At 39.7% G+C, this 16,836-nt stretch carries 14 protein-coding genes; 3 read left to right on the plus strand and 11 right to left on the minus strand.

All coding sequences use genetic code 11. The annotated features are described in order from the left end of the window. Positions 1-70 precede the first annotated feature (70 nt). Positions 71-421, plus strand: coding sequence for a hypothetical protein (locus tag LMH66_RS06390; protein ID WP_229368969.1), 351 nt, complete (start codon positions 71-73; stop codon positions 419-421). Between the two features lie 173 nt (positions 422-594). Here LMH66_RS06390 and LMH66_RS06395 read toward each other — a convergent pair whose 3' ends face one another. From LMH66_RS06395 to LMH66_RS06410, 4 genes are all read right to left on the minus strand, one after another. After that, positions 595-1,863, minus strand: coding sequence for a glutamate-5-semialdehyde dehydrogenase (locus LMH66_RS06395; protein ID WP_229368970.1), 1,269 nt, complete (start codon positions 1,861-1,863; stop codon positions 595-597). After that, a complete protein-coding gene (gene proB / locus LMH66_RS06400) occupies positions 1,853-2,992 on the minus strand; it encodes a glutamate 5-kinase (protein ID WP_229368971.1) in 1,140 nt (379 codons plus the stop codon). The genes LMH66_RS06395 and proB overlap by 11 nt, the downstream gene beginning before the upstream one ends. Positions 2,993-3,284: 292 nt before the next feature. Next, complete coding sequence (locus LMH66_RS06405; RefSeq protein WP_229368972.1) at positions 3,285-4,574, minus strand: NCS2 family permease; 1,290 nt, start codon at positions 4,572-4,574, stop codon at positions 3,285-3,287. Between the two features lie 845 nt (positions 4,575-5,419). Next, positions 5,420-6,952 (minus strand): M17 family metallopeptidase, encoded by a 1,533-nt coding sequence (locus tag LMH66_RS06410; protein WP_229368973.1) that lies wholly within the window; start codon positions 6,950-6,952, stop codon positions 5,420-5,422. A gap of 238 nt (positions 6,953-7,190) precedes the next feature. On the opposite strand from LMH66_RS06410, the gene LMH66_RS06415 reads away from it, so the two are divergent. Then, positions 7,191-8,651, plus strand: a complete 1,461-nt coding sequence (locus LMH66_RS06415; protein WP_229368974.1) for an aminoacyl-histidine dipeptidase — start codon at positions 7,191-7,193, stop codon at positions 8,649-8,651. Between the two features lie 97 nt (positions 8,652-8,748). Here the strand turns inward: LMH66_RS06415 and dinB are convergent, their stop codons facing one another. After that, the gene (dinB, locus tag LMH66_RS06420; protein WP_229368975.1) at positions 8,749-9,825 is read right to left on the minus strand and encodes a DNA polymerase IV; all 1,077 of its coding nucleotides are present in this window, start codon (positions 9,823-9,825) and stop codon (positions 8,749-8,751) included. Positions 9,826-10,084: 259 nt separating this feature from the next. On the opposite strand from dinB, the gene LMH66_RS06425 reads away from it, so the two are divergent. Continuing rightward, entirely contained in the window at positions 10,085-11,995 is a 1,911-nt protein-coding gene (locus LMH66_RS06425) for a methyl-accepting chemotaxis protein (RefSeq protein ID WP_102528442.1), read from the plus strand. A gap of 148 nt (positions 11,996-12,143) precedes the next feature. Here the strand turns inward: LMH66_RS06425 and bfr (LMH66_RS06430) are convergent, their stop codons facing one another. From bfr (LMH66_RS06430) to nqrE, 6 genes are all read right to left on the minus strand, one after another. Further along, complete coding sequence (gene bfr / locus LMH66_RS06430; RefSeq protein WP_102528441.1) at positions 12,144-12,611, minus strand: bacterioferritin; 468 nt, start codon at positions 12,609-12,611, stop codon at positions 12,144-12,146. A gap of 12 nt (positions 12,612-12,623) precedes the next feature. Further along, positions 12,624-13,094, minus strand: a complete 471-nt coding sequence (gene bfr, locus LMH66_RS06435) for a bacterioferritin (RefSeq protein WP_229368976.1) — start codon at positions 13,092-13,094, stop codon at positions 12,624-12,626. A gap of 393 nt (positions 13,095-13,487) precedes the next feature. After that, the gene (gene nqrM / locus LMH66_RS06440; protein ID WP_102528439.1) at positions 13,488-13,709 is read right to left on the minus strand and encodes a (Na+)-NQR maturation NqrM; all 222 of its coding nucleotides are present in this window, start codon (positions 13,707-13,709) and stop codon (positions 13,488-13,490) included. Positions 13,710-13,781: 72 nt separating this feature from the next. Next, a complete protein-coding gene (locus tag LMH66_RS06445; RefSeq protein WP_102528438.1) occupies positions 13,782-14,795 on the minus strand; it encodes an FAD:protein FMN transferase in 1,014 nt (337 codons plus the stop codon). 136 nt (positions 14,796-14,931) lie between these two features. After that, positions 14,932-16,179 (minus strand): NADH:ubiquinone reductase (Na(+)-transporting) subunit F, encoded by a 1,248-nt coding sequence (gene nqrF, locus LMH66_RS06450; protein ID WP_229368977.1) that lies wholly within the window; start codon positions 16,177-16,179, stop codon positions 14,932-14,934. Positions 16,180-16,225: 46 nt separating this feature from the next. Beyond that, a complete protein-coding gene (gene nqrE, locus LMH66_RS06455; protein WP_102528436.1) occupies positions 16,226-16,834 on the minus strand; it encodes an NADH:ubiquinone reductase (Na(+)-transporting) subunit E in 609 nt (202 codons plus the stop codon). Between the last annotated feature and the right edge of the window lie 2 nt (positions 16,835-16,836).

Genomic DNA, 16,836 nt, shown 5'->3' on the forward strand with positions numbered 1-16,836 from the left:
TATACTCAATAAGCTGGTTGTCAGGCAGCAGATTAATTGTTATTAATATGTTACAAGCAAAAAGAAAGCAATGGAGATATTGGCAATGGGAATGCCGCGTTGGAACTTTAGTGATGCCGTCGAAACCAGAATACGTATTACCTGTCTATTGATAACGGTAGGGATTATGGTTTATGAATATTTCAACGGTGACAGTTCAACACAATACCCAGCAATGTATATTTGCGTTTTCATTTTTCCAGCGGTCTATTTTACTAACCGCATTCAAACCAAATACTTCCCATTTATGAAGGAATATGTCCAAGCGACAAGGATTGCTGCAATAATAATGACACTCAGTAGTTTTGCCGTTTGGTGCTATGCCACGTATTTACGTTTATCAATTCCACCTATGCCAAGTCATCTCATTTTTACTCAATAACAGCTAACCTGATACAACATCCCTAATGGCTTGTAGTAAAACTTACTAATTGGCAGATGGCAGAAAGCAAAAAAGCACCGAAGTGCTTTTTAACTATCAATCACAAACGTTAAGTAATAATCTCAAACATTAAGTATCTATCTCAAACGTTAAGTAAAAAAGAAGCAGACTAACTATCCACGCGCAGTGTAGTCACCTGTTGCTAACCATTTGTATGTGGTTAACGCATCAAGTGCCATTGGTCCACGAGCATGTAACTTCTGCGTACTAACAGCAACTTCAGCGCCTAGTCCAAATTGCGAGCCATCAGTAAAGCGTGTACTTGCATTCACATACACTGCAGCTGAATCGACTTGATTCATAAAATGACAAGTGGCATTAATATCGTCAGATAAAATCGCTTCAGAGTGACCACTAGAATGCTGGCGGATATGTTCGATAGCCTGATCAATGTCATTAACCACTTTTACACCTAAGGTCAGTGATAACCACTCTGTTGAGTAACTCTCATCAGTAGCTGAATGGATTTCAAAGGCTTGAGTATCCACTAAGGTTTTGGTTTTATCACAAGTATAAAAACTGACACCTAATGCTGACATTTGCTTGAACAAGATTGGCAAAAATTCAGCAGCAACATCTTCATGTATCAATAAAGTATCTAACGCATTACATACTGTTGGGCGCTGAACTTTTGCGTTAATAATCACTTCTGCACTGCGGCTCAGGTCGGCCATTTTATCTAGGTATAAATGACAAATACCAATACCACCTAGGATCACCGGGATACTGGCTTTTTCAGCACATAAACGCTGCAGCGTTTGCCCACCACGCGGGATAATCATATCGACGTATTGATCTAAGGTTAATAAACCAGTTACCAAATCTCTGTCGGTTGAGTTAATAAGTTGAACCGCATTCTCAGGTAAGCCTTGTAAGGTTAATGCTTTACGAATGACGTCGCTTAATACCTGGTTTGAAGTTAGTGTTTCTTTACCGCCACGCAAAATAACTGCGTTACCCGTTTTTAATGCAAGTACTGCGATATCAACTGTCACGTTTGGTCTTGCTTCGTAAATCACTCCCACAACACCTAGTGGCACGCGGCGTTGAGTTAAGCGTAAACCGTTATCTAACAGCTGGCTAGCTGATTCACTGCCCACAGGATCGGCAAGATTAATCACATTTTCAATATCAGCAATAATGCCGCTTAATCTATCGTTATCTAATAACAAGCGGTCAATCATGGCATCTGTTAAACCATTTTCTCTAGCCGCTGCGACATCTTTAGCATTGGCAGTAAGAATAGCTTCGCTATTAAGTGATAACTGCTCACTAATACAATGCAATAATTCAGATTTCTTTTGACTAGATAAATTCGCTAGGGCAAAACTTGCCGCTTTTGCTTGCTTGCCTAATGTGTGTAAATATTCTTTATGAGGCATGTTTGCTTCCTTTAAATTGTTCGCAGTCTAATAGAACCATATCGTTTCGATGTACTATAGAAGCGCCATAGTCGTAACCAATTAATTCTTCAATTTGGTTAGAATGTTTGCCGGCAATAAGCTTCAGCGCACGTGAACAGTAACGGCTTAAGCCTTTAGCTATTTCATTGCCAGATTGATCGGTCAATAACACAATCGCACCACGCTCGAATTCGCCTTCAACACTGACTATACCTTTCGGTAATAAGCTGCTGCCAGTTTCAACCACCGCATGACATGCACCGTCATCAAGTTTAAATCGGCCTTCTGTTGCAGGTCCTACCAAAATCCATTGTTTACGGTAACTTAGTGGGTTTTTAATCGCACTAAAATGAGTGCCAATTGCTTCTTTTTTAGCAATTTTAGTCAGGACTTCTGGATGATGGCCTGAAGCAATTACAACCTCAACACCAGCTCTTTTAGCGATGTCTGCGGCTTCTAATTTAGTCGCCATGCCACCAGTGCCAAGCCCAGATACAGCGCCGCCAGCTAACTGACGTAAGTTTTCGTCAATGGTGGCTACGGTAGTGATTAATTTGGCATTGGGGTTTGATCTCGGATCTGCATCGAACAAACCTTTTTGATCCGTCAGTAGCACTAACAGATCGGCTTCGCATAGCAATGCAGCTCTGGCAGATAAATTATCATTATCCCCCACTTTGATCTCACTAGTCGCAACCGCATCATTTTCATTAATGATTGGAATGATGTTGTTTTCTAACAAGACGTTAATCGTATCGCCTGCATTCATGTATCTTTCAAGATCATGTAAATCAGCGCCAGTAAGCAACAGTTGACCGACATGCAAACCATAAATGCTAAACACTTCACTCCAAGCAAGAATTAACTGACTTTGGCCTACTGCTGCAAGAAGTTGTTTGTTGGGTATGTCATCGGGGAGTTCGGGGTATTGGAGGTGCTCTCGTCCTGCTGCTATTGCGCCTGATGTGCAAAGCACAACTTCAACGCCTGAACGCACTAACGCTGATATTTGTCGCGCTAATTCAACCATGTGCGCTTTATCAAGCTTATTACTGCCTGATGTCAGCACGCTGGTGCCTAATTTTACTACTACCCGCTGGTAAGACATTGGTACCTTTCCAAACAAAACATTTTTAGTGGAAGATTTTTATACCTAATTAGACTAAAGAATAATAGCAATGCTTAACTATGTTAAAAGAAATTCATGACATAGATTATGATCCTGCATAAAAAAGGGCTATGCAATGCATAACCCTTAACAAAAAATCAATAAATCGATTTATTTTAGCTAACAAGATATATTTAATGAAGCCTGTAAAAACAATAGCTGAGGATTAAAATCCAAAGAAAACGAGTAAAATCAACGCAAAAAGTTAACTTAAACCCAACATCTCAACGGTTTAACCATATATAAATTTAACTAAGAATAAGACCGCAATAAATACAATGCCTAGATTCAAATCTTTAAAGCGACAAGTCAATACTTTAATGACAGCGTAAGAGATAAATCCAAAGCCAATTGCGTTAGCAATAGAAAAAGTCAGTGGCATCAGTAAACAAACAATTACCACAGGCGCTGCTTCAGTGAGGTCTTCCCATTCAACATTCACCAAACCAGACATCATCAAAATAGCCACATAAAATAATGCACCGCTTGTTGCATACGCAGGCACCATACCCGCGAGTGGCGCAAAAAATAATGCAAGGATAAATAAAATACCGACCACAACCGCTGTTAATCCCGTTCTGCCACCAGCGCTCACACCCGCAGTACTTTCAATATAACTGGTTGTTGTAGAGGTACCTAAGCTCGCACCTGCAATAGTTGCCAAACTATCAGCACTTAATGCACGCTTCACTCTCGGTAAACGGCCTTGTTCATCTAAGAAACCACCGCGCTGAGCCACTGCAACTAATGTCCCTGAAGTATCAAAGAGATCGACAAATAAGAAAGCAAATATCACTGAAATCATGCTGATTTCTAATACGCTAGATAAGTCCATTTTCATGAAAGTGGGCGCAATAGATGGCGGCATTGATACAATGCCATTATAACTAACGTCGCCAAACGCTAACCCCAGCGCTGTGACGATAAAAATACTTAAAATTACTGAAGCTTTTAACCCTCGCTGAACCATAGCAATAATTAAAAAGAAACCGAGTGCAGCCATCACAGCTGGAAATGCCGTAATGTCGCCCATGGTCACTAAGGTTGCAGGACTTGCAACAACAATGCCTGCAGCCTTAAGGCCAATAAAGGCAAGGAATAAACCAATACCAGCAGCAATACCCAAACGTAAACTCATCGGAATACTATTGACAATCCACTCTCTAATTTTCACTAAAGACAGAATAAGGAAACAAATACCCGACATGAATACCGCGCCTAATGCTGTTTCCCAGCTATAGCCCATTTCACCAACAACGGTGTAAGTGAAAAAAGCATTTAATCCCATTCCAGGTGCCAACGCGATTGGATAGTTGGCAACAAAGCCCATCACTAAACAACCTACTGCAGCCGCTAAACATGTCGCCACAAAAACAGCGCCTTGATCCATGCCCGCATCCGCCAACATCATCGGATTAACAAAAATGATATAGGCCATGGTTAAAAAGGTCGTGATACCTGCAACCACTTCTTGTTTTATATTTGATTGATTCTCTTTGAGTTTGAACAGTTTCTCTAACATGAAACTTTAATCCTTGAAAAAGGGAATGGAACGGCTGTTGTCACGCCTTACTTGATCAACTCACTATGATAAGGAACTGATACAGGTGACATTTTAGTGACAAGGATTATAGGTATTTATAGGGAGCTTAGCCATATTCACAATATAAACACTCATATTCGCTAGCAAGACAATTTAATAAACTGATTACTGAGGGAAACGTGAAATACAGGCAAAAAAAAGCCTACTCAATGAGTAGGCTGACAAGTTTAATCGTTTTCCGGTATGGGGATAGGAAAACTGAATCACCATTAAGTGATAAAACTTCAAAATAAACTAGCAATAGAGAACTAGCTTACTGTTGTCTAAGATCGCCGTGAGGCGACAGAAAAAAGGGTTGATACGGGTAAAACTTCAATCAAGGATGGGTTAGCCCTTGAATGTCATGGCATATAAACCACCTGATAAAGCATCTGAACTTAACCAAGTGTTTTGCCAATAAATATATTGATTGCCTGTATAAGACATAGTACATACTCCAAATAAAGTTGTTTAAAACCTAGTCTTGCTGGGCTCGGTTCCTTGGAACTTACTTTTCTCAATCCATTGAGACAACTTACTTACTCGATTCCTTGGAGACTTTATCCTTCCTGGATGAACTAGAATTGAAAAGCACCGTGCTCTTCAACGAGATAAATAATACCAAAATGTAATTTTATTACAAGTATTATTTGAAATTATTTAAAATATAGCTAAAAAAGTAACTAAATTACATTTGTATGACTATATAAATACAAGCGGCTTTGTTACTTTCGCAATAAAGCCACTATATATTGTGCTCGGTTATTTTTTAAGCTACTAGAAGCTTACTTTATCGCATTATGTAATAAAGTTACCAAAGGTGATGCCGTCGGTTTTCCATACAAAGGGTGCCCTTCCGTTGCACTACCCGCAATGTCGATATGGGCAAATGGTAGCGGTGCAGCACTGTGACTGCCATGATCGCCTAAACCAGAGGCATTAATAAGGAAAGCTGCAGGGTATTGATGACCACGGGCAGTAATGGCTGATGGGCCATTATTAGATGACAGTAACTCACCTTGACCAGAAATGTTATTTACCTTAGCGAAATCATCATGACGTAAACGAGACAACTCAACCGATTCACCCCATAACTCAGCGACATCAGCAATTCCAGCGCCAATGCCCTGTGCTTTTGACACCGCATTTTCTACCACTGCAGTGTAACCACCGTAACAGCGCACCACATGGCCAGTTAAGGTAGCCACTGAAAATAATTGAGGATTAACTGCAGATGTGGCTTTTATTCTTAAATGCGATAATAAATCAGCGAGTACTAAACGCCCTTCTGCATCAGTATTACCAATTCTTACGCGCACACCTGCGTGGCTATTGATGATTTCATCAGGTACAAACGCATCACTACCAATGCTATTTCTGACTAAACCTAATTCTGCGATAACCCGAATACCTTTTGGTTTTAATAGAGATAAGGTTTTCATTAAGCCTGCAACTGCTGCAGCGCCGCCCTTATCACGGCTCATCCCAGCCATACCGCCAGCGACTTTGATATCTGCACCACCGGTATCGTATATAACCCCTTTACCAGCGAATAAAAATGTCTTCTCTATTTCACCTTCGCCAACGTATTCAACCTTTACAACACGAGGCTGATGCCTAGGTACACAAAATGATGCTCGACCAACTGCGCATAATAGCGGGTAGTCTCGTTCTAGCTCTTCTTGCTCATCCACCACTGAAACTGATAAACCACTGCCGTTAAAAGCATCGACACAATAATCAGCAAATGCAGGAGCTGCCATTCTTTCAGGTTCCGTGCCACATAAGTCACGAGCCAGCACCTTACCCGCTTCAACAGCATTGAGTAATTCACTGCAAGATTGAGTTACCAATAAACCAATCGCTGTCATTGCAGGCAATGTCTGTTCAGCTTCTCGGTACTCAAGGGATTGCCATAACTCTTGACCACATGCTAATGCCGAGACCTGTTGCGCATATTGATAACGCGTATCGCTATGTTGGCTTACCACCAATAATGGTTTTACCGCACCAGCAGCTTTTGCAATCGCAATCCCCTCACGTGCTGCCTTAGCAAACACAGTTACATCACTGTATTCGTTTTGTGCATTGAGCACTGGCGACACAATCAAACGCCCGCCAGCTAAACCTGGCGCTAATAATAAGGTTGCGGTTTTACCAATTCTTTGATCAATTTGTTTGGCATGATTTGCCAGTAATTTGATTTCATCTTGTGCGATGACATCTAAATCTGAAGCAACAACAATAACGGCATCCCAGCCATTACCTTCGAAAATCGCATCATCACTTTGAACGTCTACTAGATCCACTTGAAACATGAGCCTTCCTTTTTAATCATTTTTATTTAGCTATGAACAGTTTGCCATTAAGCATTAAATAATAGCCAGTTTGCGCGGCCTAAGTATATAAATTTCAAATGACGACAGGGTTAATATTTATTTACATATATTTGCTATAACACAAACAATCAAATCGCCTCAGATCACAGTCTAACAGGCTTGATATGCTAGACTGTTTGCCATCTATTCCCACCTCAAAAACAATAAGGGAGTCTTCGTGACAGCGATCAATCAATTATATCCTCAGCCTTTATGGCAATGGTTTGAACAAATTTGTTCAATTCCACATCCATCAAAATTCGAACAAGCATTAAGTGAACACATACAACAGTGGGCTAAGTCAAAAAACTTAAGCGTTGTAGAAGATAAAGTGGGCAACCTCATCATTAAAAAACCCGCTTTTCCTGGCATGGAAAACCGCAAGGTTGTAGTTCTTCAGGCTCATATTGATATGGTTCCGCAAAAGAATGCTGATAAAGAGCATGATTTTGAAAAAGATCCGATTGAAGCTTATGTTGATGGTGAGTGGGTAAAAGCTAACGGTACAACGTTAGGTTCTGATAATGGTATTGGTATGGCTTCTGCTCTAGCAGTACTTGGCGCTGATGATATCAAGCATGGTCCATTAGAAGTATTACTGACCATTGATGAAGAAGCAGGAATGACTGGCGCTTTTGGTCTAGAAGCAGGCATGCTTGAAGCAGATATTTTAATTAATACTGACTCTGAGCAAGAAGGCGAAATCTACATGGGCTGCGCAGGCGGTGTTGACGCTCAATTAAGTGTGCCAATGTCATGGCAAGCTCCTGAGCAAACTAATGCCAGCTTTAGCCTAACTTTATCTGGACTAAAAGGTGGCCATTCAGGTGTAAACATCCACTTAGGTCGTGGTAATGCAAACAAGTTACTAGCACGCTTCTTATTTAGCTACGCCGATGAGCTCGCACTTGAGTTAGTTAACTTTACTGGCGGCTCACTACGTAATGCTATTCCACGTGAAGCCAACATCAGCTTTATGTTGCCTAGTGAAAACCAAACTAAGCTTGAACAAGCCATTACCGAGTTCCAGGCAATAGTGCGTGCAGAGTTATCGATTGCCGATCCTGACATGTTACTCACACTTGCTTCAATCGAGACTCCAGAAAAAGTCATGAGTGAAGATGCACAAAACACCTTGATCGACTTACTTCATGCTTGCCCTAATGGGGTAATGCGTATGAGTGATGAAGTTGAAGGCGTTACTGAAACATCATTGAATACTGGGGTTATTAGTACTGAAAATGAATCTGTTGAAGTGCTTTGCCTTATCCGTTCATTAATCGACTCAGGCCGCGTTGAAATTGAAACACAATTGACAGCACTCGCTAACCTTTCAGGTGCTAGCATCGAGTTATCTGGCGCTTACCCAGGCTGGAAGCCCAACAATAACTCTCCAGTGATGGCAATTGTTCGTGATACTTACAATGACATTTACAAAAAAGATCCAACCATCATGGTAATTCATGCGGGTCTTGAGTGTGGATTATTTAAAGAGCCTTATCCAACAATGGATATGGTTTCTATTGGCCCTACCATTCGTTACCCACATAGCCCTGATGAAATGGTTAACATCACAACCGTTGGTCAATACTGGGAGCTGTTGCTAGCGGTTCTTGAGCGTATTCCTGCAAAAGACTAATCATTGAAATTAAGACACTAGTCTTTATCTGAAAAAAGCTGCCTTATGGCAGCTTTTTTGTTGGCAATAATGTTTGATAATAGCCTGTTGATATAGATTAAAAGTTTAAATCCAATTGCTCATTATTATGGGATAACTCTGGAGCTTCTAGCGCTATATCCGCTAAGCCAACCGATACACCGACCAATCTTATCCCACGGCCATTTGCTCGCTCTAATGCCTGAGCCAACAAGTCCTGAAACAAATTAATGGCTATCTCGTCACTGCGATGTTCAATGGTGGTTTGTTTAAAATCATTAAATTTAAGCTTCACCACTTGTTTATGTATTTTTCTATCTTTCGCACTGCGGTTGACTCGCACAAGCAACTCTTGGATCAACTGTGGCATCACATTATTACACTGCTCTAAAGTAAAAATATCTTGAGCAAGTGTGGTTTCGACACCGACTGACTTGCGCACTCGATTAGGGCTAATAAGACGATTATCGATACCTTGGGCTCGCTCGATTAGCACCCGACCAAATTTTCCAAAGCCATTAATTAGCTTATCATTTGGGTAGCGCTGCACATCTTCGCATGTGTTGAGCCCTAATGCTGCAAGCTTTGCAGAAGTGACTTTACCTACTCCAGGTATTTTATTTAACGAGAGTGGTTTTACAAATTCAGCAATGGCGTCAGGCGGGATCACATATTGGCCGTTTGGTTTATTCAAATCGGAGGCAATTTTGGCTAAATATTTGATAGGGGCTACCCCAGCAGATGCCGTTAGACCTGTAACATCAAAAACCTCTTGTCGAATAGCCTGTGCAATCAAGGTCGCACTCCCCTTGCACTCGTCACAATCAGTAACATCAAGGTACGCTTCATCTAACGACAAGGGTTCAACCAAATCAGTATAGCGATGAAAAATCTCTCGAATTTGTACGGACACAGATTTATATACATCCATTCGACCGGGGACTAAGATAAGGTCGGGGCAAAGCTTAAGCGCATGGTAACTCGACATTGCAGAACGTACGCCAAACTCACGAGCCTCATAATTACAGGTGCTAATAACCCCTCTGCGATCGCTTCGACCACCCACAGCAAGCGGTTTGCCGAGCAGCTCAGGAAAATCGCGCATTTCCACTGCGGCAAAGTAACAATCCATATCGATATGAATAATTTTTCGCATAGACAAAAAACTAAATAGCAAATACACATCCCAATAGTACTGTATATAAAAACAGTACACAAGAAATCAAGCCACCTCAACGTAAAAGAAACGATTACATCCCTATCATTGAATCGATTTCAATTGTTTAAACTCATAAAGTAACAATAAAAATGTTCAATTAATGTCACTAGAAGTTAAAATAATTGAGCAAGATATCATTTTTACCTCCACCTAATGATTATCATATAAACCTATAATAATACAAATAGGTAACCAAATGAAACAATTAGGTTTTAAAACAAGTATATTGTCTGCCATGAGCTTTCTATTGGTGCTTTCACTGTTGATTTATGGCTGGGTTGCTCATAGCTTACTTAAAGATCAAATCACTAGCGCACTCACCCAAGAAATTCATAATACCTTAAAGCACAAAGTTTCAGACATTCACACAGCATTTAATCGAACTACTGAGGCTGTGACTGAACTTGCACATCTTTATAGTCAAGGTGAGATAGGTGATAACCATGTTGCAATGACAAGGTACACCGCTCAATTAGGTGGGGTATCTAAAGTCATAATCGGTTTTGATGATGGCTCATCATTTGTTTCCAAAGAATCTGAGTCGTTTCCGAATGGTGTTGGGTTGTTAGATAAATATGATCCAAGAACACGCCCTTGGTACCAAACAGGAAAAGGTAGCTCATCATTAACTTTAAGTGACATTTTTTTTACTCGGACTGATGCTGTTCCAATGCTTGGTGTCATGCATGCGATAGATAACGGTATTATTATGGCCGATCTCAGGTTTGATGAACTGCAACAAGAATTAGATGATTTACATAAAATCAATGGGGCATCTGGATTCATTATTGATAAGCAGGGGTTAGTGCTGGCATCTAACTCGATTTTGATTGAACAAAAGCAGAACATTAATGATGTCGCAGCACTACAATCACTCTACTACACGATAACCGATAAGGCTGAAGCCGTAGAAAGTAGCATGATAAATGGTCAAACAAGTTTAGTTGCAAGCCAACGCATTGAACTGCTCGATGGTAAGGAATGGTACGTTGTAATTACCGTAGATGAAGACATAGCCTTTGCGCCTCTGGTTAGTGCCACTTTGCAAATGGCCATGATCATCAGCGTAATTCTTATTATTTCAATCGTTATCTTACTTACTCTTCTGAACAAGCTTTATCAACCGATTATTGAATTACGAGATCTTGTTATAGGTCTCTCAGAAGGTAATGGCGATTTAACTCGACGATTAACCATTAAAAGTGAAGATGATTTAGGTAAAATTGCCTTAGGGATAAATCAATTTATTGCCCAACTTCAGTCAATGCTGGTAGAAATACATCAATCAACTGTCAGCCTTTCTGAAGGAGTAAGCAAATTACAAGAATATAGCGCTCACAGTGATAATATCTTGGAGTCACATACCTGTGAAACAACACAGATTGTAACAGCGATCGAAGAGCTATCTAACACTGCTGAGATGGTTGTAGAAAACACCTTTAACGCTGCACAACTTACTACGCAAGCACATACTACAGGTGAATATTCACTTAAGACAATCGAATCGACTCAAATAGGCATAACAGCATTAGCTTCACAAATTAATGAAACAGCTCAAAAAGTAGAACATATGAATAATGAAACCAGCAGTATTCAAAGTATTGTGTCTGTGATTGGGAGCATTGCTGAGCAAACTAACCTACTGGCGTTAAATGCATCTATTGAAGCAGCTCGTGCTGGCGAACAAGGTCGAGGCTTTGCTGTAGTGGCTGATGAAGTAAGAGCACTAGCAAGTCGAACTCAAGCAAGTACCAGTGAAATTGAAGTAGCCCTCGCAAAGTTAAAATCAGAGGCAACCAATGTTGTCTCTTCTATTACTCATACTGAAACCGCTTGTACTGAAACAGTTACAAACGTAGAAGCTACATCATCTAGCTTGCAGGAAATGAGTCAATTCATGACACAAGTAAATGACTTAAATAATCAGATATCAACATCAGCCAATGAACAAAACCAGGTTATTCATGCCATTAATAAGAATATGCATAAAATACACGACATGGTAGAAACACTCAATAATGAGGGCAACTTACAAAGAGCTGAAACCAACAATATTATCGACATAAATAACAAACTCACCAATATGATTGGCCGCTTCAAACTATAATGGATTAAATACAGAGTAGATAAGATATATATCTAATTAATATATTTAGATTTTTACCTTATTAGGGCGTAACTTTAATTAATAGAAACAAAAAAGCCCAAGCTGTTATTAACCAGTTGGGCTTTAACAATAAAACAATTTAAATAGATTACATTTTTGTTTGTAGGTAGTTTTGTAAACCAACGCGATCAATAAGTCGAATTTGCTTCTCTAACCAGTACATGTGATCTGATTCAGTATCGTCTAATAACACTTCTAAAATTTCACGAGTTTGGAAATCTTCTTTAGCTTCACACAAAGCGATAACTTCACGTAAATGGTCAGCCACGGCATATTCGTAGTTCAGGTCGTTTTTCAGCATTTCTTCCACATCTTTACCAATGTTTAATGCTTCACGACTTGCGACATCTGGCGTTCCCTCTAGGAACAAAATACGCTGAACTAGCTTAGCTGCATGGGCTTTCTCATCATCAGACTCATGAAGGATGCGAGTATAAAGCTCGTCAAATCCCCAATCTTCATACATGTGAGCATGTACAAAATACTGATCCATTGCCGACAATTCACCGGTTAATAGTGCATTCAGCGCTGCAATTACTTCTGGATTACCTTTCATGTTAATTTCCTATTAATCTTTAATTTGTGATTGAAGGTAGTTTTGAATACCCGTTTGATTGATTAGCTCTTTTTGAGACTCAATCCAATCTAGGTGCTCTTCTTCATCTTCGAGTAAATCTTCTAATAAATCGCGGCTAACATAATCACGTTCAGCTTCACAAAGCTTGATAGTCTCACGCAATACCACTAACTGTTCTGTTAGCGCTTGCTCATCACAATCAAGCATTTCTTCACAATGCTCACCAATCCGTAATTTATCTAACTGCTGAAGGTTAGGTAAGCCTTCTAAAAACAAAACACGCTCAATCAACTTGTCAGCATGTTTCATATCTTGAATCGATTTTTTGTATTCCTTTTCATTAAGGTGTTCTAAACCCCAATGTTTAAACATGCGTGCATGTAAGAAATATTGGTTGATTGCAGTTAGCTCGCAAGTCAAAACACGGTTTAACTGACTAATTACTTTTGGATGGCCTTTCATGATTTTGTCCTTTAAATGCAAGATTGATCTGGATCAATTTCCAACAGAATAGTACATACAATAAAAAAATACAAATATCCTTTAAAATCATAAGCTTAGTTAGTGATAATCATTATCGTTACAACTTAGGTTATTAACTAGGTTTAACTATGCGTAAGTTACGTTAACTTCAATAGAATCACCCTTCTAGCTAAATAGGTAATATATTTCACCTGCATCAAATCACAAAATTAGTCGAAAATGTTACCTCAAAAGATTTTTGTAAATTTTGTATCTAATATAATAATGCCATTATATTGGCCAATGATGACAACAAAAAAGCCCAATGAATTATTTATTCAATGGGCTTTATTGATATCAATTTAAGAGCAAGCTGACGCTCTAATCAGATGTTTAAATAATCCGATTTTGATTTAGTTTAGCTTCACGTTCTGATTCAGCCATTCGGCGTTTACGCTTATCACATGGGTCATCGCAGTCACAGGCTTTTTCAATACCTAATACACCTAAACCACCGCAACTACCTTCAACCGCTTTTCTTTTAATAATATAGCCAATAGACATCAATAGAAAAAATAATAACAACACAACGAACGCTGCAATAAAGGTACTCATAATATTCTCCAACAATTACTTCTAATCGGCAAAAATCGCTAAATAATCCACAAACAACGCATAATAAAACGCTTACTGAATATACGGTGCATAAGCTTCACTGTAAAAAACTTCGTATTGATCGCCATCTTTTTCAATTAACATCACAGGCAAATGCTCATCATGGGCTAACGCTAATGATGCTTCAGTGCCTAACACCATCATTGCAGTCGCATATGCATCCGCTGTCATGCTGCTTGGATGTAATACTGTCGCTGAGGCTAGTTTATGCTTAATTGGATAGCCAGTACGTGGGTCAATTAAGTGCGAAAAACGCTCGCCATTCTCTTCATAATATATACGGTAGTCACCCGATGTCGCCAACGCCATGTCACCAGGCTCAACAACTTGCTGAACAGAGGCTCCTTCTGACGACGGCTTCTCAACCGCTATACGCCAAGGCGCACCGTCATCTTTAACGCCTTTAACGCTAATTTCACCGCCAATCTCAACAAGATAACCTTTAACTTGATACTTATTTAAAAGTTGCGCTATTTTATCAACACCGTAGCCTTTTGCTAATGAGGATAAATCCACATATAAGTCAGGATTGGTTTTTGTTAGTTTTAAACCATTAATAGTAAAACCGCTAATATCAGCTTTTGCTTTCACTCTATCAATCGTTTCTTTACTCGGGATCTCGGTTGGACGCTTATTAGGACCAAAGCCCCATAAATTAACCAACGGCCCTAATGTAATATCTAAAGCGCCACCGGTCACATCATAAAGTCTTAACCCTTCTTTAAATACAGTCATCGTATCTTGTGAAACGGTAATACTCTGATTAATCCCTAGCTGATTAAATTTAGATAATTCAGATTTCGGTCGGTATGTCGACATTTGGTCATTGACTAGCTCAAGCGCAATATCGATTTCAGCTTGCAGTAATTGTGTCGTTGGTAATTGCTCATTTCTAACGACTTTAATATGGTAAGTCGTGCCCATAGTTTTACCGGCAAGCGATACCATCTTATCTTCAGTCCCGCATGCTGTGAGTAAAAATACAACGAGGGTAACTGCAATCGAATTTATAGAAATCTTTATCATCTCAAACTTAAAAATTAGTAATATCTAAAATAAAAAATTGCAGCTTACTAACTAGAGTGACCTCCGTGTCAGCGAGCTGCAATTCATGACGTTCAATGTCTTATAGTGTAATTGCTAATCTATGTTGATTAACGCATTAGCCACCAAAGTCATCGAGTAAGATGTTTTCATCTTCAACACCTAGGTCTTTAAGCATACCAATTACGGCAGCATTCATCATTGGAGGTCCACACATGTAGAACTCACAGTCTTCTGGTGCATCATGGTCACGTAAGTAGTTTTCGTACAATACGTTATGAATGAAACCAGTATAGCCATCCCAGTTATCTTCATCTTGCGGATCAGATAATGCAACATGCCATTCAAAGTTTTCATTGGTCGATGCTAGTCCGTCGAAATCTTCAACGTAGAACATTTCACGTTTAGAACGTGCACCATACCAGAAACTCATCTTACGCTTAGAGTTTAAACGCTTAAGTTGATCGAAAATATGTGAACGCATTGGGGCCATACCAGCACCACCACCAACGAACACCATTTCAGCATCAGTCTCTTTAGCGAAGAACTCACCAAATGGGCCCGAGATAGTGACTTTATCACCTTCTTTAAGACTCCAAATGTACGATGACATCTTACCACAAGGTAAGGTTAAATTACGCGGAGGTGGCGTAGCAATACGCACGTTCAACATAATAATACCAAACTCTTCAGGGTAGTTAGCCATTGAGTAAGCACGAATCGTCTCATCATCAACTTTTGATTCTAAGTTGAAGAAACCAAAGTGCTCCCAGTCGCCACGATATTCAGCAGGAACATCAAAGTCCGCATACTTAACATGGTGAGCAGGTGCTTCAATTTGAATGTAACCACCGGCGCGGAAAGGAACTGATTCATCACCAGGAATTTGCAGCTTAAGTTCTTTAATGAACGTCGCTTTGTTATCGTTAGAGATAACTTCACATTCCCACTTCTTAATACCGAAGATTTCTTCATCAAGTTCGATATCCATGTCAGTTTTTACATTTACCTGACAGGCTAAACGACAACCTTGACGAGCTTCACCTTTACTAATGTGATCAAGTTCTGTTGGAAGAATATCACCACCACCAGACTTAATATTAACGCGACACTGACCACATGAGCCACCGCCACCACAGGCACTAGATACGAAAATACCGTTATCAGCTAATGCGCCAAGTAACTTACTGCCCGCACCTGTTTTAATTGCTTTTTCGCTATCATCATTGATTGAGATAGTGATATCACCGCTTGCAACCAGCTTAGATTTAGCGAATAGAATCACTAAAACCAAGATTAAAACGATTGCAGTAAACATACTCACACCTAGATAAACATCTATTGGAGTAGCGTTAAGAATATCCATTAAACTTATCCTTTAAGGTTCAAAGTAATACGTCGCTGGGTATCTCTTAAAGAGATACACCTGAGAACGACATGAAACCTAGCGCCATTAAACCTGAAGTGATGAAGGTAATACCTAAACCACGAAGACCATTTGGCACATCAGAATACTTCATTTTCTCACGAAGACCGGCTAGCAATACAATCGCTAATGCCCAACCAATACCAGAGCCAATCCCGAATACTAAACTTTCACTTAGGTTGTAATCACGCTCAACCATGAATGAAACAGCACCAAAAATTGCACAGTTTACGGTGATCAAAGGTAAGAAAATACCTAACGCGTTATACAAAGGTGGAAAGTACTTGTCTAAAGCCATTTCCAAAATTTGTACTAATGCTGCGATAACACCAATGAAGGTAATGAACTTCAAGAAGCTCAAATCTGCATCAGGAACACCAGCCCAAGCAAGTGCGCCTGGCGCTAATAAACCTTGATAGATGATTTGGTTTACAGGTACTGAAATCGCAAGTACGAAAATAACTGCTACACCAAGGCCCATCGCAGTTGTGACTTTCTTAGATACAGCTAGGAAAGTACACATACCCAAGAAGAAGGCCAACGCCATGTTCTCAATGAATATCGAACGAATTAACAGACTAATATAATGTTCCATTG

Source organism: Shewanella sp. 10N.7, assembly GCF_020806285.1.
GTDB classification, from domain to species: domain Bacteria; phylum Pseudomonadota; class Gammaproteobacteria; order Enterobacterales; family Shewanellaceae; genus Shewanella; species Shewanella electrodiphila.